General features: G+C 54.3%; 16 protein-coding genes. 2 read left to right on the top strand and 14 right to left on the bottom strand.

The genetic code is table 11. The features are described from left to right. Positions 1-6: 6 nt before the first annotated feature. The 13 genes from nuoM to lrhA all read right to left on the bottom strand — a co-directional run bounded on the left by nuoM (position 7) and on the right by lrhA (position 15,251). Positions 7-1,536, bottom strand: a complete 1,530-nt coding sequence (gene nuoM, locus JTI98_RS11730) for an NADH-quinone oxidoreductase subunit M (RefSeq protein ID WP_043000021.1) — start codon at positions 1,534-1,536, stop codon at positions 7-9. A gap of 252 nt (positions 1,537-1,788) precedes the next feature. Next, the gene (gene nuoL, locus JTI98_RS11725; protein ID WP_046401783.1) at positions 1,789-3,630 is read right to left on the bottom strand and encodes an NADH-quinone oxidoreductase subunit L; all 1,842 of its coding nucleotides are present in this window, start codon (positions 3,628-3,630) and stop codon (positions 1,789-1,791) included. Further along, positions 3,627-3,929, bottom strand: a complete 303-nt coding sequence (gene nuoK, locus JTI98_RS11720) for an NADH-quinone oxidoreductase subunit NuoK (RefSeq protein WP_000612644.1) — start codon at positions 3,927-3,929, stop codon at positions 3,627-3,629. The genes nuoL and nuoK overlap by 4 nt, the downstream gene beginning before the upstream one ends. Further along, the gene (nuoJ, locus tag JTI98_RS11715; protein WP_043000019.1) at positions 3,926-4,480 is read right to left on the bottom strand and encodes an NADH-quinone oxidoreductase subunit J; all 555 of its coding nucleotides are present in this window, start codon (positions 4,478-4,480) and stop codon (positions 3,926-3,928) included. The genes nuoK and nuoJ overlap by 4 nt, the downstream gene beginning before the upstream one ends. 11 nt (positions 4,481-4,491) lie before the next feature. Further along, the gene (gene nuoI, locus JTI98_RS11710) at positions 4,492-5,034 is read right to left on the bottom strand and encodes an NADH-quinone oxidoreductase subunit NuoI (RefSeq protein ID WP_005129470.1); all 543 of its coding nucleotides are present in this window, start codon (positions 5,032-5,034) and stop codon (positions 4,492-4,494) included. 14 nt (positions 5,035-5,048) lie between these two features. Next, complete coding sequence (nuoH, locus tag JTI98_RS11705) at positions 5,049-6,026, bottom strand: NADH-quinone oxidoreductase subunit NuoH (protein ID WP_043000018.1); 978 nt, start codon at positions 6,024-6,026, stop codon at positions 5,049-5,051. Next, positions 6,023-8,749, bottom strand: a complete 2,727-nt coding sequence (nuoG, locus tag JTI98_RS11700) for an NADH-quinone oxidoreductase subunit NuoG (protein WP_216081280.1) — start codon at positions 8,747-8,749, stop codon at positions 6,023-6,025. The genes nuoH and nuoG overlap by 4 nt, the downstream gene beginning before the upstream one ends. A gap of 83 nt (positions 8,750-8,832) precedes the next feature. Continuing rightward, complete coding sequence (gene nuoF / locus JTI98_RS11695; protein WP_042317808.1) at positions 8,833-10,170, bottom strand: NADH-quinone oxidoreductase subunit NuoF; 1,338 nt, start codon at positions 10,168-10,170, stop codon at positions 8,833-8,835. Next, positions 10,167-10,667 (bottom strand): NADH-quinone oxidoreductase subunit NuoE, encoded by a 501-nt coding sequence (nuoE, locus tag JTI98_RS11690; RefSeq protein WP_042317807.1) that lies wholly within the window; start codon positions 10,665-10,667, stop codon positions 10,167-10,169. Before nuoE ends, nuoF begins: the two co-directional genes overlap by 4 nt. A 2-nt stretch (positions 10,668-10,669) precedes the next feature. Further along, positions 10,670-12,472: an NADH-quinone oxidoreductase subunit C/D gene (gene nuoC, locus JTI98_RS11685; RefSeq protein ID WP_080343264.1), complete on the bottom strand. Its 1,803-nt coding sequence runs from the start codon at positions 12,470-12,472 to the stop codon at positions 10,670-10,672. Positions 12,473-12,561: 89 nt separating this feature from the next. Then, positions 12,562-13,224, bottom strand: coding sequence for an NADH-quinone oxidoreductase subunit NuoB (gene nuoB / locus JTI98_RS11680; protein WP_003028075.1), 663 nt, complete (start codon positions 13,222-13,224; stop codon positions 12,562-12,564). Between the two features lie 15 nt (positions 13,225-13,239). Then, a complete protein-coding gene (nuoA, locus tag JTI98_RS11675) occupies positions 13,240-13,683 on the bottom strand; it encodes an NADH-quinone oxidoreductase subunit NuoA (protein ID WP_042317806.1) in 444 nt (147 codons plus the stop codon). 629 nt (positions 13,684-14,312) lie between these two features. Then, positions 14,313-15,251, bottom strand: coding sequence for a transcriptional regulator LrhA (gene lrhA / locus JTI98_RS11670; protein WP_043000017.1), 939 nt, complete (start codon positions 15,249-15,251; stop codon positions 14,313-14,315). 929 nt (positions 15,252-16,180) lie between these two features. Here lrhA and alaA point away from each other — a divergent pair. Both alaA and yfbR read left to right on the top strand, forming a co-directional pair. Beyond that, positions 16,181-17,398, top strand: a complete 1,218-nt coding sequence (alaA, locus tag JTI98_RS11665; protein ID WP_043000016.1) for an alanine transaminase AlaA — start codon at positions 16,181-16,183, stop codon at positions 17,396-17,398. 129 nt (positions 17,399-17,527) lie between these two features. Beyond that, on the top strand, positions 17,528-18,127 hold the full coding sequence (gene yfbR / locus JTI98_RS11660; RefSeq protein ID WP_043000015.1) for a 5'-deoxynucleotidase: 600 nt from the start codon (positions 17,528-17,530) through the stop codon (positions 18,125-18,127). A 47-nt stretch (positions 18,128-18,174) separates the two neighbouring features. On the opposite strand, the gene JTI98_RS11655 is transcribed toward yfbR, so the two are convergent. Beyond that, positions 18,175-20,007: an SLC13 family permease gene (locus JTI98_RS11655; protein WP_043000014.1), complete on the bottom strand. Its 1,833-nt coding sequence runs from the start codon at positions 20,005-20,007 to the stop codon at positions 18,175-18,177. Between the last annotated feature and the right edge of the window lie 27 nt (positions 20,008-20,034).

The following is a 20,034-nucleotide window of genomic DNA, read 5'->3' as shown; positions in this document are numbered from 1 at the left end:
GGCGATTTACGGCCTTGTAGTAGTAACGGAATTAACAAACCACTGCTGGATGTTGCTCATCGCAGAATGCGAGGTATCCAGAATCGGCTGCGGATAGAAGCCAAGCAGTACCAGAAGCACGACCAGCAACAGGATGATAAACAGCTCACGCAGCGACATCCCTGGCAGTTCTTGTTGTGCAATCTGGCTCTTCGCTTTACCGAAGTAAGCGCGATGTAGCATCGCCAGCGAGTAAACAGAAGCAAACACCAGACCAAAGGTCGAAATCACGGTGATGACCGGAACCACCTGGTAGCTGCCAAACAGGATCATGAATTCGCCAACGAAGTTACCGGTGCCAGGCATACCCAGCGTCGCCACGGCGAAGAACATCGACAGCGCCGGTAACCATTTCATTTTGCCCCACAGGCCGCCCATCATTCGCATGTCGCGGGTGTGCAGACGTTCGTACAGTTGACCACACAGAATGAACAGACCCGCAGCGGACAGGCCGTGCGCAATCATCTGAATCACCGCCCCCTGGTACGCCAGTTGGCTGCCGGTGTAGATGGCAATCAGCACGAAACCCATGTGTGAAACCGAGGTGTAGGCGATCAGACGTTTAATGTCGTACTGCGTGAACGCCATCCATGCACCGTAGAAGATACCGATTACGCCCAGCCACATCGCGATAGGCGCGAACTCCGCTGACGCGTTCGGGAACAGCGGCAGGGAGAAACGCAGCAGACCGTAAGCAGCGGTTTTCAGCAAAATACCGGCGAGGTCAACAGAACCCGCGGTCGGTGCCTGGGAGTGCGCATCTGGCAGCCAGCCGTGCAGTGGAACCACCGGCATTTTCACCGCAAACGCGATGAAGAAGCCCAGCATCAGCAGATATTCGACGCCGTGCGACATCGGCGTTTTCAGCAGGTCTTCATAGTTGAAGGTCCACACGCCGGTCGCATTATGGTGAACGAACACCAGCGCCAGGATGGCAATCAGCATCACCAGACCGCTCGCCTGGGTGTAAATGAAGAACTTGGTTGCCGCCGTGATACGCGTTTTACCGTCGGACGCCTTGTGGCCCCACAGCGCGATCAGGAAGTACATCGGCACCAGCATCATTTCCCAGAAGAAGAAGAACAGGAACATGTCGATGGCAAGGAACACACCGATCACGCCGCCCAGGATCCACATCAGGTTCAGGTGGAAGAAGCCCTGGTATTTTTCGATTTCTCGCCAGGAACACAACACCGCCAGAACGCCAAGCAGACCGGTCAGCACCACCATCAGCAGCGACAAACCGTCGATTGCCAGGTGAATCGAAATGCCAAAGCGCGGGATCCACGGCAGGACAAATTCAGACTGCCACTGCGGAATGCCAGCAGACTGCGTCAGCGAATAACCGCCCTGTAGCCACAGTTGCAGGCCAAGCGCGAGCGTCAGTCCCATGGTGATCAGCGCGATCCAGCGCGGCACCTTCACGCCAAAGCGTTCGGTCTGCCAGCACAGGAAGCCACCGATAAAGGGGATTAATATCAACCAAGGTAATAACATGGTGATCTTTGTTCCTTGTTTAAGTCCGGTTCAGGCTATCTCACTCGTCATAGCGAACCCCGACAGTACTCGCAATCCTCACATACCTCAGTACGCTCCGGTTGCGGTGCACAGGCGGTGCTCACTCTGACTTCGCCGATAATGCCTGTCCAGTTGGACCTGATTTTCAACGAATTTTCTAAAAATTCTCTTTGAGCGTGTAGGCCGGATAAGCGTAGCGCCATCCGGCAGTCGTTCATCCAGCCCGCAAACTCAACGCAGTACCATCAGCAGTGCCAGCACCACCACGGCGCCAATGCTCATTGATGCGACATACCAGCGCAGATAACCGTTCTCGCTGAACAGCAGGCCTTTACCTGCGAAGCGAGAAAGGATGGCTGGCACGTTCATCAGGGCATTGAGCGGATCGCGTTTAAGCAGCCAGGCGACGCCAAGGAACGGCTTAACGAACACTTTGTCGTACAGCCAGTCGAAGCCCCAGGCGTTATACCACCAGGTGCCCAGCAGACGACCCGGCGCACTGTTGGCAATCGAGGTCACCAGAGTACGTTTACCCAGCCACAACCATGCGGCAATCAGGATGCCCGCAATCGCTACCACGCCAGAAGTAATTTCCAGGGTCATCACGCGGCCATGCTCAAGTTCAGTTGTCTGTGGCAGTACACCCTGAAGCGGCGGCACAATCAGCGCGCCTACGAAGGTGGACAGGATCATCAGGACAATCAACGGCAGGTGGTGAGTAATCCCCTTCCCTGCATGAGCATGAATTTGTTCTTTACCGTGGAACACGATGAAAATCATACGGAAGGTATACAGGGAGGTCATGAACGCACCGACCAGTCCTGCCACCATCAGATTGATATGACCATTCGCCATCGCGCCTGCCAGAATCTCATCCTTACTGAAGAAGCCTGCGGTAATCAGCGGCAGCGCCGACAGCGCCGCACCGCCCACCAGGAAGCAGAGATAAACCAGCGGAATGGACTTACGCAGGCCACCCATCTTGAAGATGTTCTGTTCGTGATGGCAGGCCAGAATGACGGAACCGGACGCCAGGAACAGCAGCGCTTTAAAGAAGGCGTGCGTCATCAGGTGGAAAATCGCCGCATCCCATGCCTGAACGCCCAGCGCCAGGAACATGTAACCGATCTGGCTCATGGTGGAATAGGCGAGTACGCGCTTGATGTCGGTTTGCACCAGTGCGGCAAAACCTGCCATCACCAGCGTCACCGCACCCACGATACCGACCAGATGCAGAATTTCCGGGGTCATCAGGAACAGGCCATGCGTACGGGCAATCAGGTAAACACCAGCGGTCACCATCGTTGCGGCGTGGATCAGCGCGGAGACAGGCGTCGGGCCCGCCATCGCGTCAGCCAGCCATGTCTGCAACGGCAGCTGTGCCGATTTACCCACAGCACCACCCAGCAGCATTAGCGTCGCCCACGTCAGCATATTGTTGCCTGCGGCGAAGTGTGCTGGCGCCAGTTCAACCATTTCACGGAAGTTCAGGGTACCCAGCTCGTTGTACAGAATGAACAGTGCGAACGCGAGGAACACGTCACCCACACGGGTCACGACGAACGCTTTCATCGCCGCAGCGCCATTCTTCGGATCGGTGTAATAGAAACCGATCAGCAGGTAAGAGCACAGGCCCACGCCTTCCCAGCCGAGGTACATCAACAGCAGGTTATCGGACAGCACCAGAACAACCATGCTGGCGATAAACAGGTTCGTGTAAGCGAAGAAGCGGGAGTAGCCCTCTTCACCGCGCATGTACCAGGAGGCGAACATGTGGATCAGGAAACCGACACCGGTGACAACCGACAGCATAGTCAGCGACAGGCCGTCCAGTACCAGGTTGAAACCAATGTTGAAGTTACCGACAGACATCCACGTCCACAGCGGCTGGCTGAACGCCTGCTTGCCGTTGGCGAAGAAGTCCATCCCGACAAAGGCAGTGACCAGCGCCGCCAGACCAATGGAGCCTACGCCCACGGTTGCGGAGAGATTTTCTGACCAGCGTCCGCGAGAGAACGCCAGCAGGACAAAGCCAATCAATGGCAGAATGATGGTTAAGGCAAGCATGTTCATCCACGCATCTCACTTACTGAATCGATGTTCAGGTTCTGGCGACGGCGATGAAGTTGCAGCAACAGCGCAAGCCCTATACTCGCTTCGGCAGCCGCAAGGCTGATGGCGAGAATATACATCACCTGACCATCGGTCTGGCCCCAGTAGCTACCGGCAACCACAAAGGCCAGCGCGGAAGCGTTGATCATGATTTCCAGGCCAATCAGCATAAACAGCAGATTGCGGCGGATAACCAGACCGGTTAAACCCAGAACGAATAAAATCGCAGCGAGGATCAGTCCATGTTGTAAGGGGATCATGCGTGCTCCTCCGTTTTTCTTTTCGCGCTATCGTCTTTACGGTTGCTCAGCACTTCACCTGAACGCTCTTCGCGTCCAACGTGGAAGGCAACAACCAGACCTGCCAGCAGCAGCATGGATGCCAGTTCAACCGCCAGTACGTAAGGCCCGAACAGGGTAATACCTACCGCTTTCGCGCTGATTGGCGTACCGTCGATACCCTGATCGTTAACCCCCAGAATGGCGTAAACAATCACCACCAGCATGATAGCCGACAGAATTGCCGGGCCAATCCACACCTGCGGCTTCAGCCACTGACGTTCCTGTTCGATTTCAGAACCGCCCAGGTTGAGCATCATCACCACAAACACGAACAGCACCATAATGGCGCCCGCGTAAACGATGATTTCCAGCGCACCCGCGAAATAAGCGCCCAGCGAGAAGAACACCCCGGAAATCGCCAGCAGCGAAATAATCAGGTACAGCAGCGCGTGCACCGGATTGGTATGGGTGATCACCCGCAAGGTTGCGAGAATGGCGACCAGGCCACAGATATAAAAAGCGAACTCCATTGCCCCTCTCCTTACGGTAACAGGCTCTTGACGTCGATAGGCTTGGCTTCGTTCTCTGCTTCGCCCTTATCTTTGCCGTCGATTGCCATACCTGCCATCCGGTAGAAGTTATATTCCGGGTATTTGCCCGGACCGGAGATCAGCAGATCCTCTTTCTCGTAAACCAGATCCTGGCGCTTGTACTCACCCAGTTCGAAATCTGGCGTAAGCTGAATCGCGGTTGTTGGACAGGCTTCTTCGCACAGACCGCAGAAAATGCAGCGTGAGAAGTTAATGCGGAAAAACTCCGGATACCAGCGACCATCTTTGGTCTCTGCTTTTTGCAGAGAGATACAGCCTACCGGACACGCTACCGCACACAGGTTACAGGCAACGCAGCGCTCCTCGCCGTCCGGGTCGCGCGTCAGAACAATGCGACCACGAAAACGGGGCGGTAGATAGACCGGCTCTTCCGGGTACATCTGCGTTTCGCGTTTGGCGAACGCATGCAGGCCGATCATCCAGATACTGCGTACCTGGGTGCCGAAGCCTACTAACAATTCTTTTAAGGTCATGGTCTTTGTGCCCCTTATTGCGCCTGCCAGAGAATGACAGCCGCCGTTACCAGCAAGTTGATGAGCGTCAGCGGCAGGCAGATTTTCCAGCCGAAGGACATTACCTGGTCATAACGAGGACGCGGTAACGACGCACGAATCAAAATGAACATCATCATGAAGAACGCGGTTTTAATCGCGAACCAGATGAATGGCGGTAAGAACGGGCCCTGCCAGCCACCAAAGAACAGGGTAACCATCAGCGCAGAAATGGTGACGATACCGATGTACTCGCCCACAAAGAACAGACCGAATTTCATCCCGGAGTATTCAATGTGGTAACCATCGGCCAGTTCCTGCTCGGCTTCCGGCTGGTCAAACGGATGACGGTGACACACCGCCACGCCCGCGATAGCGAAGGTGACAAAACCAAAGAACTGCGGAATAACGTTCCAGATATCAGCCTGGCTGTTGACGATGTCGGTCATGTTAAAGGAACCGGCCTGCGCCACCACGCCCATCAGGGAAAGGCCGAGGAACACTTCGTAGCTGAGCGTCTGCGCAGACGCACGCATCGCACCCAACAGCGAGTATTTGTTGTTGCTCGACCAACCGGCGAACAGCACCGCATACACCGCCAGACCCGCCATCATCAGGAAGAACAAGATCCCGATGTTCAGATCCGCGACCACCCAACCCGGACTCACCGGCACGATGGCAAACGCCAGCAGCAGCGAGGTAAAGGCGATCATTGGAGCAAGGGTAAAGATGACGCGATCCGAGAATTTCGGGATCCAGTCTTCTTTAAAGAACATCTTGATCATGTCCGCAACCAGCTGGAGCGAACCGCCCCAGCCTACACGGTTCGGTCCGTAACGGTTCTGGAACAGACCCAGCAGACGACGTTCGCCAAAGCTCATGAATGCCCCGCAGGTGACCACCACCAGCAGAATCACCACCGCTTTGAGGATGGTCAGCAGGATTTCGATCAGATCCGGTGTAATCCAACTCATTGTTGTGCCTCCTGCAGATCCTCAAGACGCGCACCCGCCAGAACAGGGGCAATGCCCGGCATCCCCATCGGCAAGCCAACCTGCCCTGCCGTCAGCCCTTCGGCGATTTCAACCGGCAGCGTGACCGTATTGCCATCGTAGCTAAAGGAGACGCGGGTACCGGCATTCACGCCCAACTTCGCGGCATCGGCCGGGTTGAGTTTGATGTACGGTTGCGGCATGCGGCTCTGGAAGACCGGCGCACGCTGAGACAGTTCATCGCTACCAAACAGATGGTAGTACGGCGCGATACGCCACTGACCGTCCTGGGCCTGGAAGCTTGCAGGAACCGTCGTGAAGTAATCCAGACTGCCCTCCGAGGCTTCAATCAGACGCACACCCGGATCGCCATGGCGCAGTTTCCCGCCCACTTCATCCTGGAACTTGTTCCACGCCTGTGGAGAGTTCCAGCCCGGCGCCCAGGCAAATGGAATCTGTGAACGCGGCGCAGACGGCTGGTTGTTCCCTTCCATTGAGAAGGCAAACATCGTGTCTTTGTCCTGCGGCTGACGCGGTTCATGAACGCTGATGTTCGCGCGCATCGCCGTACGACCACTGTAACGGTGCGGCTCACGCGCCAGTTTTTGTCCACGAATGCGGAAGGTGGCATCCGGCGCAGCATCTTTAATACCGGCCAGTTCAGGCATCGCGGCGACGACCGCGTCGATCACGTGGTCAAGCTGCGTCCAGTCCACTTCGCGGTTCTGTACGGTGCTGTGCAGTGAATGCAACCAGCGCCAGCTTTCCAGCATGATAGTATTGCTGTCGTAGTACGCCGGATCGTAAACCTGGAAGAAACGCTGAGCACGGCCTTCGTTGTTGATGACCGTGCCGTCGCTTTCGGCAAAGCTGGCGGCGGAAAGCACCAGATGGGCGTTTTCCATGATCGCCGTACGCTGATGGTCAACCACCATCACCAGCGGCGCTTTTGCCAGCGCAGCATTCACGCGCGTTGCCGACGCATGACGATGCAGATCGTTTTCCAGCACGACCACCGCGTCAGCACGGCCGGTTTCCAGTTCGGTCAGCGCATCGTCGAGCGAACCACCGCCCATAATGCCCAGGCCCATACTGTTAACCGAACGGGTAATCATCGTGATGCCGACGTCCGCACCGCGACCTTTCAGCGCTTTCGCCACGTTGGCAGCCGCCTGAATCACTTCTGCGCTACCGGCGTTGGTACCGGAAATGATCAGCGGTTTTTTCGCCCCGGCCAGCGCCTGGACGATCACGTCGATTTTGTTTTGCAGGTCGCTGCTGATGCCGTCAACAGCTGGCGCATTGTTGTCCAGCGCATGGGCAATCGCGAAGCCTAAACGCGCCTGATCTTCAACCGGCGCACGGTAGGTCCAGGCCGCGATATCATCCAGACGGGTGTTATCCACATTGGTCACGAACAGCGGGTGCTTCGCGCGTTGGCCGATGTTGAGGATCGCCGCAATCTGCCAGTCAGCCACTTTCTGGGCTGCCGCCATTTCGCGTGCCTTGCCTTTCACCGCCTGACGCACGGCCAGCGCAACGCGAGCGCCGGTCTGAGTGATGTCTTCGCCCAGCACCAGTACCGCATCGTAAGATTCAATATCACGCAGCGCAGGGGTATGCACACCGCCTTCACGCAGCACCTTCAGTGCCAGTTGCAGACGTTCCTGCTCGGATTGTGCAATCCCGGTATAGAAGTTTTCCACCCCGACCAGTTCACGCAACGCGAAGTTGCTCTCAACGCTGGCGCGCGGTGAGCCGATGCCAATCACTTTCTTCGACTGACGCAGAATATCTGCCGCGCCCTGCATTGCCTGTTCGGCGTTGAGGGTGATCAGGTCATCGCCACGACGCTGTACAGGCTGACGCGGACGGTCTTTCAGGTTCACATAACCATAGCCAAAACGACCGCGGTCGCAGAGGAAGTAGTGGTTAACGGTCCCGTTATAACGGTTTTCGATACGACGCAGTTCGCCGTAACGCTCACCCGGGCTGATGTTACAGCCGATGGAACATTGTTGGCAGATGCTCGGCGCAAACTGCATGTCCCATTTACGGTTATAGCGTTCGGAATGCGTTTTATCGGTGAATACGCCGGTCGGGCAGATTTCCACCAGGTTACCGGAGAATTCACTCTCCAGGGTACCGTCTTCCGGACGTCCGAAGTAGACGTTATCGTGCGCGCCATACACGCCCAGATCCTGACCGTCTGCATAATCTTTGTAGTAACGCACACAGCGATAACAGGCGATGCAGCGGTTCATTTCATGAGAGATGAACGGCCCCAGGTCCTGGTTGCGGTGAGTACGTTTGGTGAAACGATAGCGACGGAAACTGTGGCCGGTCATCACGGTCATATCCTGAAGGTGGCAGTTACCGCCCTCTTCACAGACCGGACAGTCGTGCGGGTGGTTGGTCATCAACCACTCCACCACGCTTTCGCGGAACTGTTTCGCTTCTTCGTCGTCAATCGAAATAAACGTGCCTTCGGTTGCCGGTGTCATACAAGACATCACCAGGCGACCACGCGTGTCTTCCGCGTTTTGGTATTGCTTCACCGCACACTGGCGGCAAGCACCAACGCTTCCCAGCGCCGGATGCCAGCAAAAGTACGGAATATCAAGGCCGAGAGACAGACAAGCTTCCAGCAGGTTGTCCGCTCCGTTGACCTCATATTCTTTGCCGTCTACATGAATCGTAGCCATAGTCAGCATGCTTCCAGTTGGCTTAGTCAGAGACTAAGCGTTAATCGAAATTCATATCGCGATACAGGTTCAGAGGCCTGTAATCACCAGCGCTCTTTCAGCAGGTTCGGCTGAATACCACCAATCGCGTGGGTATTGCTGAACGACTGCTTAATGCCAGCTTCGAATTCTTCGCGGAAATATTTAATGGCGCTCTGTAGCGGCTCAACCGCGCCCGGTGCGTGTGCACAGAAGGTTTTACCCGGGCCGAGGAAACGACACAGTTGCTCAAGTGTCTCGATATCCCCAGGCTGGCCTTCGCCACGCTCCAGCGCACGCAGAATTTTGACGCTCCACGGCAGGCCGTCACGACATGGCGTACACCATCCGCAGGATTCACGAGCAAAGAACTCTTCCAGGTTACGCACCAGCGGCACCATACCTATCTCATGGTCAACCGCCATTGCCAGTGCGGTACCCAGACGGCTGCCTGCTTTACCAATGCTCTCAAATTCCATTGGCAGATCGAGGTGCGCTTCGGTCAGGAAGTCAGTTCCCGCGCCGCCAGGCTGCCAGGCTTTGAACTTCAGTCCATCGCGCATGCCGCCCGCGTAATCTTCGAGGATCTCACGTGCAGTGGTACCGAACGGCAGTTCCCACAGTCCCGGATTCTTCACGCGACCCGAGAAGCCCATCAGCTTGGTGCCAGCATCTTTGCTCTTCGAAATGTTCTGGTACCACTCCACGCCGTTGGCGAGGATCGCCGGAACGTTACACAGCGTTTCAACGTTGTTGACGCAGGTCGGTTTACCCCATGCGCCGGAGGTCGCCGGGAACGGCGGCTTCGAACGCGGGTTAGCGCGACGGCCTTCAAGGGAGTTGATCAGCGCCGTTTCTTCACCGCAGATGTAGCGCCCTGCCCCGGTGTGAACAAACAGTTCGAAATCAAAACCGGTGCCCATGATGTTTTTGCCGAGCAGACCGGCTTCGGTCGCTTCCGCAATCGCACGGCGCAGATGCACAGCCGCTTCAATATATTCACCGCGCAGGAAGATGTAGCCCCGGTACGCTTTCAGCGCAAACGCGGAGATCAGCATGCCTTCCACCAGCAGGTGCGGCAGCTGTTCCATCAGCAAACGGTCTTTATAGGTGCCCGGCTCCATTTCATCGGCGTTACACAGCAGGTAGCGGATGTTCATGGATTCGTCTTTTGGCATCAGACTCCACTTCAGACCGGTGGAAAAGCCTGCGCCGCCGCGCCCTTTCAGGCCAGCGTCTTTGACCTGGTTGACGATTTCGTCCGGGGACAGACCAGTCAGCGCCTTACGCGCACCTTCGTAGCCGTTCTTGCTACGGTATTCGTCCAGCCACACAGGCTGTTTGTCATCACGCAGACGCCAGGTCAGCGGATGCGTTTCGGGAGTACGGATAATGTCTTTCATTTATACCGCTCCAGCAGTTCAGGAATGCCTTCCGGGGTCAGGTGAGCGTGAGTATCCTCATCGATCATCATGTTCGGCCCTTTGTCGCAGTTCCCAAGGCAACAGGTCGGCAGCAGCGTAAAGCGACCGTCGAAGGTCGTCTGTCCCGGCTTGATGTTGAGCTTTTTCTCCAGCGCAGCCTGAATCCCCTGGTAACCGTTGATATGGCACACCACGCTGTCGCAATAGCGGATCACGTGGCGACCCACCGGCTGGCGGAAGATCTGACTGTAAAACGTCGCAACACCTTCGACATCGCTTGCCGGGATCCCCAGCACATCGGCGATCGCGTGGATCGCACCGTCCGGCACCCAGCCACGCTGCTTCTGAACGATTTTCAGCGCTTCAATGGACGCCGCACGCGGGTCTTCGTAGTGGTGCTTCTCGTGCTCAATGGCTTCACGCTCTGCCGCACTCAGCTCAAAAGCCTCGGTTTGTGGTTGTTGATTCTCGTGCATAATTAGCGGTCCACATCTGACATAACAAAATCGATACTACCCAGATGGACGATCAGGTCGGACACCAGGCTGCCACGTACTGCCACCGGGATCTGCTGCAAATGCGCGTAGCTCGGGGTACGAATACGGGTACGATAACTCATGGTGCTGCCATCGCTGGTCAGGTAGTAACTGTTGATACCCTTAGTCGCTTCCACCATCTGGAAGGACTCATTCGCCGGCATAACCGGGCCCCACGACACTTGCAGGAAGTGGGTGATCAGGGTTTCGATATGTTGCAGCGTGCGCTCTTTCGGCGGCGGCGTCGTCAACGGGTGATCCGCTTTGAACGGGCCTTCCGGCATGTTGTTGAGGCACTGCTCAAGGATGCGCAGACTCTGGCGCAGCTCTTCCACTTTCAGCATTACGCGGGTGTAGCAGTCGGAAACCCCGCCGCCAACCGGCACTTCAAAGTCAAAGTTTTCGTAGCCAGAGTAAGGGCGTGCTTTACGCACGTCGAAATCAATACCGGTCGCACGCAGCGCCGCACCGGTGCAGCCCCAGTCCAGCGCTTCTTTCTTACCGTAAGCGGCAACGCCCTGCGAACGCCCTTTCAGAATGGTGTTTTGCAGTGCGGCTTTCTCGTAAGACGCCAGACGCTTCGGCATCCAGTCGAGGAATTCACGCAGCAGTTTGTCCCAGCCGCGCGGCAGGTCATGCGCCACGCCGCCAATACGGAACCAGGCCGGGTGCATACGGTAGCCGGTGACCGCTTCTACGATGTCGTAGATTTTCTGGCGGTCGGTAAAGGCAAAGAAGACCGGCGTCATGGCGCCGACGTCCTGAATAAAGGTCGAGATATACAGCAGATGGCTGTTAATGCGGAACAGCTCGGAGAGCATCACGCGGATAACGTTAACGCGATCCGGTACGGTAATGCCCGCCAGTTTTTCCACTGCCAGCACGTACGGCATCTCGTTGACGCAGCCGCCGAGGTATTCGATACGGTCGGTATACGGAATGTAGCTGTGCCAGGACTGACGTTCGCCCATCTTTTCAGCACCACGGTGGTGGTAACCGATGTCAGGCACACAGTCGACAATCTCTTCGCCATCAAGCTGAAGAACAATACGGAATGCACCGTGTGAAGACGGGTGGTTCGGGCCGAGGTTGAGGAACATAAAGTCCTCGTTTTCGGTACCACGCTGCATGCCCCAGTCTTCCGGTTTGAAGGTCAGCGCTTCCATTTCCAGATCCTGCTTCGCTTTGGTCAGCTCAAACGGATCGAATTCGGTAGCACGCGCCGGGTAGTCTTTACGCAGCGGATGGCCTTTCCAGGTTGGCGGCATCAACAGACGCGTTAGGTGCGGGTGTCCGTCAAATTCAATACCAAACATGTCCCAGGTTTCACGCTCATACCAGTTAGCATTCGGGAACAGTTTGGTGAAGGTCGGTACACGCAGGTCGTTTTCAGACAAGGCCACCTTGAGCATGATATCGCGATTGCGTTCAATGGAAATCAGGTGGTAGAAAACGGAAAAATCCGCGGCGGGTAACCCTTCGCGGTGTGTGCGCAGACGTTCGTCCATGCCGTGTAAGTCAAACAGCATGACGTAAGGTTTCGGCAATCTCTTTAAGAAATCGCCCACTTCCAGTAATTGTTCACGCTTGACCCAAACAACGGGTACCCCGGTGCGAGTCGCCTGAACGGTAAAGGCATCCGGCCCAAAACGGTTGCGCAGTTCGCCGATGACCGGGTCATCAAGGTGATCCCGGGTCTGCCATGCGGCTTCTTGCGCGGTTAAGTCGGTCATATTGTTCACCATTGCAAATGGTCCGTGGTGACTGTCGACAGAGCTTCGCGCGAATTATGTAGTGATGGGCGAAGTAAAATGCTGCTGCCGACAGGCGCAAATTAAATCTCGTCTGGTGTACGCAGATTCGTGACTGCAATGCGTTCGCCGCGTTTACGCTCGCGCTCTGACTGCATGTTGGCGCGATAAACGCCCTGATCGCCAACCACCCAGGAGAGCGGACGACGTTCTTTGCCAATGGAATCCTGCAACAGCATTAACGCCTGCATGTACGCTTCCGGACGCGGCGGGCAACCCGGGATGTAAACATCCACAGGGATAAACTTATCAACGCCCTGCACTACCGAATAAATATCGTACATACCGCCGGAGTTGGCACATGCGCCCATGGAAATGACCCATTTCGGCTCCAGCATCTGATCGTAAAGACGCTGAATGACCGGCGCCATTTTGGTAAAGCAGGTCCCCGCTACCACCATCAAGTCAGCCTGACGTGGTGAAGCACGCAGGACTTCCGCGCCAAAGCGCGCCACGTCATGCACGGCGGTGAACGAGGTCACCATCTCTACGTAGCAGCAGGAAAGGCCGAAGTTATAAGGCCAGATTGAGTTTTTGCGACCCCAGTTAACCATGTCATGGAGTTTGCCCATGAACACGTTCTTGTTAACTTCCTGTTCCAGGGGGTCGGTTACGATCTCCTGTTTTTGCAGGGGGTAACGGTCGTTCTCACCGTTAGGATCTATGCGGGTGAGCGTATAATCCATCTTAATGCCTCGCGGTTAGCGTTGACGATTAGCGATACTGTTCGTTTCCGGGTTCATACGCTCGCGGCGTGAACGCGCGGGCGTCCAGTCCAGCGCGCCAATACGCACCAGATAAACCAGACCTGCCAGTAACACAAAAATAAAAATTGCAGCTTCGACAAAGCCTACCCAACCGCTTTCGCGGATAGAGGTCGACCATGCGAACAGATACAGCGCTTCAACGTCGAAGATAACGAAGAACATGGCTACCAGATAAAACTTGGCAGACAGGCGTAAGCGGGCGGTGCCGACCGAGTCGATACCTGATTCAAACGGGGTGTTTTTTGACCTCGCGCGTGCGCGACCGCCTAAAAACCAACCGCCGATAAGCATCAGGCAGCACAGGCCAATAGCAACAATAAGAAAGATAGCGAATGCCCAGTGATGAGCGATGACTTCAGTGGATGTTGACATACTCATTGCTTACTCATCAAAAGTAGCGCCAAATTCTCTGCTCTTTTCGGCAGATGAACGCCACATCGATTCATGGGGAGGAATAAAAAAAACCTTACAATCGCTGCAGAAAATGTTTTAGACAGCCAATTGATGGGGTTTTTTACTCCTTTCTATAACCTTTTGTCAACTTTAACAAAAGTTTCCTCACATTAATTTACATGACAACAACACCCTTAACATTTAATGCGCTTTAGCACCGTGTCGATCGATTCACAGGCTAAATGGGAATGTTGTTGAATCGTGTCCGTTGTGAAGTAAGTAGAAAAAAACGCGCCTATTTTGACAGGAATTGATCCAAAAGCCTTCCCCTAAAAGGGAGTATTTTCTTGATCTGTGACACGCTTTTGTTAATCCACCTCAAAAAACAGCAACAATTTCTCTCGTTTTTTAACATGAGAGGGTTGACCTGCGAATTTCGCTTCTTTTTTACGCATTTTTTAATCGCAACGTCTACTCGCTGATTTATGAGGATTTTTACCTTTTTCCTCCTGCCCGTTAAGGATATTAGTACAAAAAAAGAACCACTGGATGTTTTTTAATCTCCAGTGGCTCTTTTTTACACTTGCCCTTTTTAATGCTTTTTTTGTGACCCGTTACTCATAGTCTCCCTGGACCAGCACGGAATCATCTCCCCCTTCAGGGGTAATCGGGCTGTACTGCCACGGATTCTGCCAGGTATCCATCGCCTGATAGATAACCTGCGCCAGATCGTTCTTCGAGGCCGGGTCACGGCACAGCAGGTATTCGGTGTCCGGCAACGGCGGTAATCCGTCAACTGCCCCCAGCACGCGTAGATCCGGACTCATCATTTCTACCGGACGCGCCGTCACGCCAAGACCAGCTTTCACCGCCGCGCGCACGGCCGGCAATGTCGACGCCACATAGGCCAGTCGCCAGGGGATGTTCGCCGCATTCAGGGTGGCAAGGACCACATCACGGAACGGACTGGGATCATCCAACAATACCAGCGGAACCGGTTCGCCCTTTTGCAGCACATACTCTGCGGCACAATACCAGTGTGTCGGCGAGGTACGCAGCGTCAGGCTCTCAAACGGTCCGGGACGGTTAGTGGTGACGATCAGATCCACCTCTTGCGATTTCAGCATATCGAGCATGAAGGCATTTCGCTTCACTCTGACATCCAGCGCAAGCTTCGGATAAACCGAGCTAATGCGATTCAGGAGGAAAGGCAGTATCGTATCGGCGGATTCATCCGAAGCCCCGATAGTTAATACTCCCTGAAGATTGCTGAACATCAATGATGAGCAGGCCTCATCATTGAAACGTAGGATTTTTCTGGCGTAACCCAAAAGCTGAATGCCGTGTTCAGTCAACAGTTTGTTACGACCGTGACGAGCGAAGAGTTCTTTTCCCACGAGCTGTTCGAGGCGCTGCATCTGTTGGCTCACCGCAGACTGAGTACGACACACTGCTGCAGCCGCTGCTGCAAATGTGTTCAGATCGGCAACAGCAACAAATGTTCTCAGCAGATCGAGGTCGAGGTTAATTATCGGACGATTTGCATTTATCATAATTTTTCACTTACTGGCGGCTCATACTGAGCTTGTTAATGCTGTGCATACAAAATCAAGCAATTCCGTTTGTAATGCGCTTCCTTAGCAGAGTCACCCGCTGACAGCAGGTGAAAGTAAATAGGTATATCATGTGACTGGCGAAATGCTACCCTCTTTCTTACGTAATAATACCTTACGCGAACTCTCAGGTTATTTCGTTAAGAACGGGCTGACCTATTAAAGCCTATGTAGATTTCTGCCATTTTCTGGATGTAAAAAGTGTAAATGTAAAGAATGGAACCGGGCATACATCAACGAGAAATAAGCATACATGGCAGTAAGTTAGCCACAAAAACCCATTCGGGATATTAACAAATCATGCGGCCACATGTCATTTCATCATGCGTATCTTAACCTAAAACCTTTTTATTTATAAGCTTTAATGCGAATGATCTGATGCAAAGTTTTGTTATGTTTCTCAAATCAACTCGCTATTATTCGCGCCTTGCGTAAAGCCTTTTTAATTATTAAATAATAATTAATGAGATTCCAGGTCATTCATAAATCCTGCTTAACATTAGATTTACACCGCCAGGGTTCCCGTACATCCCGATAACACGGGCAGTGATTAATCTTTCAGTATTTACGAATTATTAAATGACGTCAGAATTCTCCCCGAAATTTCACGGGCGCTGAACCTTTTTGTATACAAGAGAATCGGCCACCCGCGAACGTAAAAATCGCAATATCATGCTATAAAAAATTGAATAACCTATTCTTATCTCTATAAATTCCGTAAAAATCAGTCAATAACAGCACAATAGTACATCACCATTCAGCAAAATCTTCTTCTGCAAAGCCTTCAAAACGCCCCGCTGGGGGAGTACATTGTTCCAAACTGACTTCCACGGCAGGAAGTGGTGATAACAGCATAAAGGTCAAGGTTCATGTCCCCCATTGAGAAATCCAGCAAATTAGATAACGTCTGTTATGACATCCGCGGTCCTGTTCTGAAGGAAGCGAAACGCCTTGAAGAAGAAGGCAATAAGGTTCTGAAACTGAACATTGGTAACCCCGCCCCTTTTGGCTTTGACGCCCCCGATGAAATTCTGGTGGATGTCATCCGTAATCTGCCTACTGCACAAGGTTATTCCGATTCCAAAGGCCTCTATTCCGCGCGTAAAGCCATCATGCAGCACTATCAGGCGCGTGGCATGCGTGACGTCACCGTCGAAGATATCTACATCGGTAATGGCGTTTCAGAGCTGATCGTGCAGGCGATGCAGGCATTACTGAACAGTGGGGACGAAATGCTGGTGCCCGCGCCGGATTATCCGCTGTGGACGGCGGCGGTCGCGCTCTCTGGCGGCAATGCGGTGCATTACCTGTGCGATGAATCATCCGACTGGTTCCCGGACCTTGATGACATCCGCGCCAAAATCACGCCGCGTACCCGTGGGATCGTCATCATTAACCCGAACAACCCGACCGGCGCGGTTTATTCCAAAGAGCTGTTGATGGAGATCGTCGAGATCGCGCGGCAGAATGATCTCATTATTTTTGCCGATGAGATCTACGATAAGATCCTGTATGACGACGCCGAGCACCATTCCATCGCCGCGATGGCACCGGATCTACTGACCGTGACCTTTAACGGCCTGTCCAAAACCTATCGCGTGGCCGGTTTCCGCCAGGGCTGGATGGTTCTCAACGGGCCGAAGAAGCATGCGAAAGGTTATATCGAAGGGCTGGAAATGCTGGCATCGATGCGTCTTTGCGCCAACGTGCCGGCACAGCATGCCATTCAGACGGCGCTGGGCGGTTACCAGAGTATCAGTGAATTCATCATGCCCGGCGGTCGTCTGTATGAGCAGCGCAATCGCGCCTGGGAATTGATCAACGATATTCCGGGCGTCTCCTGCGTGAAGCCGCGCGGTGCGCTGTATATGTTCCCGAAAATTGACGCGAAGCGCTTCAATATTCATGACGACCAGAAAATGGTGCTCGATTTTCTGTTACAGGAAAAAGTCCTGCTGGTTCAGGGGACGGCATTTAACTGGCCGTGGCCGGATCACGTGCGCATCGTCACCCTGCCCCGCATCGACGACATAGAGATGTCGCTGAGCAAATTTGCACGTTTCCTGTCGGGATATCACCAGCTTTAATCCAAAATGCGTTGCAGGACAAAACACCCAGGGTGTTTTGTCCTGCAACATGAAGTATGACGAGCATTTGCATCCGGCGGCCTTCTCTGCGCACAATGACCTCCAGGTTGTCATCATGAAAAGGTCACTATGAAGCAGAGCCATTTTTTTGCCCACCTCTCCCGCCTCAAACTCATTAACCGCTGGCCTTTAATGCGCAATGTGCGCACAGAAAACGTCTCTGAGCACAGTCTCCAGGTTGCGATGGTGGCCCACGCGCTGGCGGCGATCAAAAACCGTAAGTTTGCCGGTCAGGTTAATGCCGAACGCATTGCGCTGTTGGCGATGTATCACGATGCGTCAGAAGTGCTGACCGGGGATCTGCCCACGCCGGTAAAATATTTCAATTCGCAAATCGCCCAGGAATATAAGGCTATTGAGAAAATCGCTCAGCAGAAACTGGTCGATATGGTGCCCGATGAGCTGCGGGATATTTTTGCCCCGCTGATTGATGAGCATGCATATAGCGAAGATGAAAAGTCGATTGTGAAACAGGCCGATGCGCTGTGTGCGTATCTGAAGTGTCTGGAAGAGTTGTCGGCAGGGAATAATGAATTCCTGCTGGCAAAGACGCGACTGGAAAAAACGCTGGAGTCACGCCGCAGTCCGGAGATGGATTACTTTATGGAAGTCTTCGTTCCCAGTTTTCACCTGTCTCTCGATGAAATTAGCCAGGACTCTCCGCTGTAACGATTTGCCGGATGCGCGTCAGCACCATCCGGCAATGCGNTACAACATTAAAACGGAAACAACATCGGGATCATCACCACGCATACCGCCATAACGATAATGGTGAACGGTACGCCCAGCTTAATAAAATCGCTAAAGCTGTAATTCCCTGGTCCTAACACCAGCGTGTTGACCGGTGATGAAACCGGCGTCATAAAGGCCGCCGAGGCCGCCATCGCGATCACCATCGCAAAGGGATAGGGAGAAACGCCCATCGACTTCGCCGCCGCCAACGCAATCGGCGCCATTAATACCGCCGTCGCGGTATTCGAGATAAACAGACCAATGGTCGCGCACAGCGCAAACAGACAGCCCAGCATCATGTACGGGCCATAACCGCCGCCCACGTCCATCAATCCTTTCACGACCAGATCCACACCACCGGTTTTTTGCAGCGCCAGCGCAAAAGGCATCATGCCGACAATCAAAATGATACTGGGCCAGTGAATGGCTTTGTAGGCGCTTTCGGCATCAATACAGCGAAATTTTCCCATCAACAGACAGGCAATAATCGCCGCGATGGGATTAGGAATTTCGTCAGTCAGCATCAGCGCGACCATCAGCACCAGACAAAAAATCGCGTGCGGGGCCTGGCTGTGCGCTGGGGAAGCTTCGCTCACCTCTTCTGGCAGGTTCAGCGCGACAAAATCTCGCCCCTGCTTTGCCAGCATCCCGATCAGTTTCCAGTTACCGACGACCAGGATAATATCGCCCATCAGCAGCGGCTCATCGGCAAGCGAACCTTCGATCGCCACGCCGTCACGTTTCAGGCCAACCACATTCAGCCCATAACGGGTACGAAAACCGATTTCCCGCACCGACTTGCCAATCAACTCCGATTCCGGGATCAGCGAGATTTCCGCCATTCCCACATCCAGCGCCTGGTCAGAGAAATACTCCCCACGCAGCACCATTGGCTCCAGCAATTGCTCGCTACAAAATTCACGGAGATCGACATCAGCGGCGGACATGTCAATCAGTAACACGTCACGGGCGCGAAACTCCGATACCCCATTCACGTTTACGATCACCCGCCGAAAACGCCGCCAGCGTTCGACGCCGATCACGTTGGCGCCATAGCGCTCACGCAGTTTAAGATCGTCGAGGCGCTGACCGATCATCGGTGACCCCGGACGAATCGCCAGTCGACGCGCGCGCCCTGTCAGGCGATATTCTTTGATCAGATCGCGAAAGGTGCGACGTTTCCAGCTATCTCGCTGCTGTTGTGGATTGTCGCCTTTGAGCATAAAGCGCATCAGCAGCATATAGATAATGCCCAGCACCAGCACGACGAGGCCGATAGGCGTGACACTGAAGAAGCTGAAACCGGCATAGCCTTCGCGCAACAATTCACTGTTAACGACCAGGTTGGGCGGGGTGGCCACCAGCGTCATCATGCCGCTGATAAGCCCGGCGAAACTGAGCGGCATCATCAGGCGCGACGGCGACGTTTGCATACGCATCGAGACGCTGAGTACCACGGGAATAAAGATAGCAACGACGCCGGTTGAACTCATAAACGCGCCCAGTCCGGCAACGGTCAGCATCAGCAGGACCAGCATTTTGATTTCGCTACTGCCCGCCATTTTCACCAGCCAGGTGCCCATGACGGTCGCCACGCCGGTGCGTACCAGCCCGTCGCCGATGATAAACAGCGCGGCAATCAACACCACATTAGGGTCGCTGAATCCTGAAAAGGCCTCAGTAAGGGTCAGTGTGCCACTGAGAACAAAGGCTACGATGACAAACAGAGCTACCGCGTCCATACGCACTCTGCCCGTCGCAAACAAAATCACAGCAATCGCCAACAGCGAGAGAACCCAGATCAATTCACCGTTCACAACCTATCCTTGTCAGATGAGAAGATG

Origin of the sequence: Citrobacter sp. MGH 55, assembly GCF_016906145.1 — a bacterium.
In the GTDB taxonomy this organism is placed as follows: Bacteria; Pseudomonadota; Gammaproteobacteria; order Enterobacterales; family Enterobacteriaceae; genus Citrobacter_A; species Citrobacter_A amalonaticus.
This window is presented reverse-complemented; position numbering and strand designations above follow the sequence as displayed.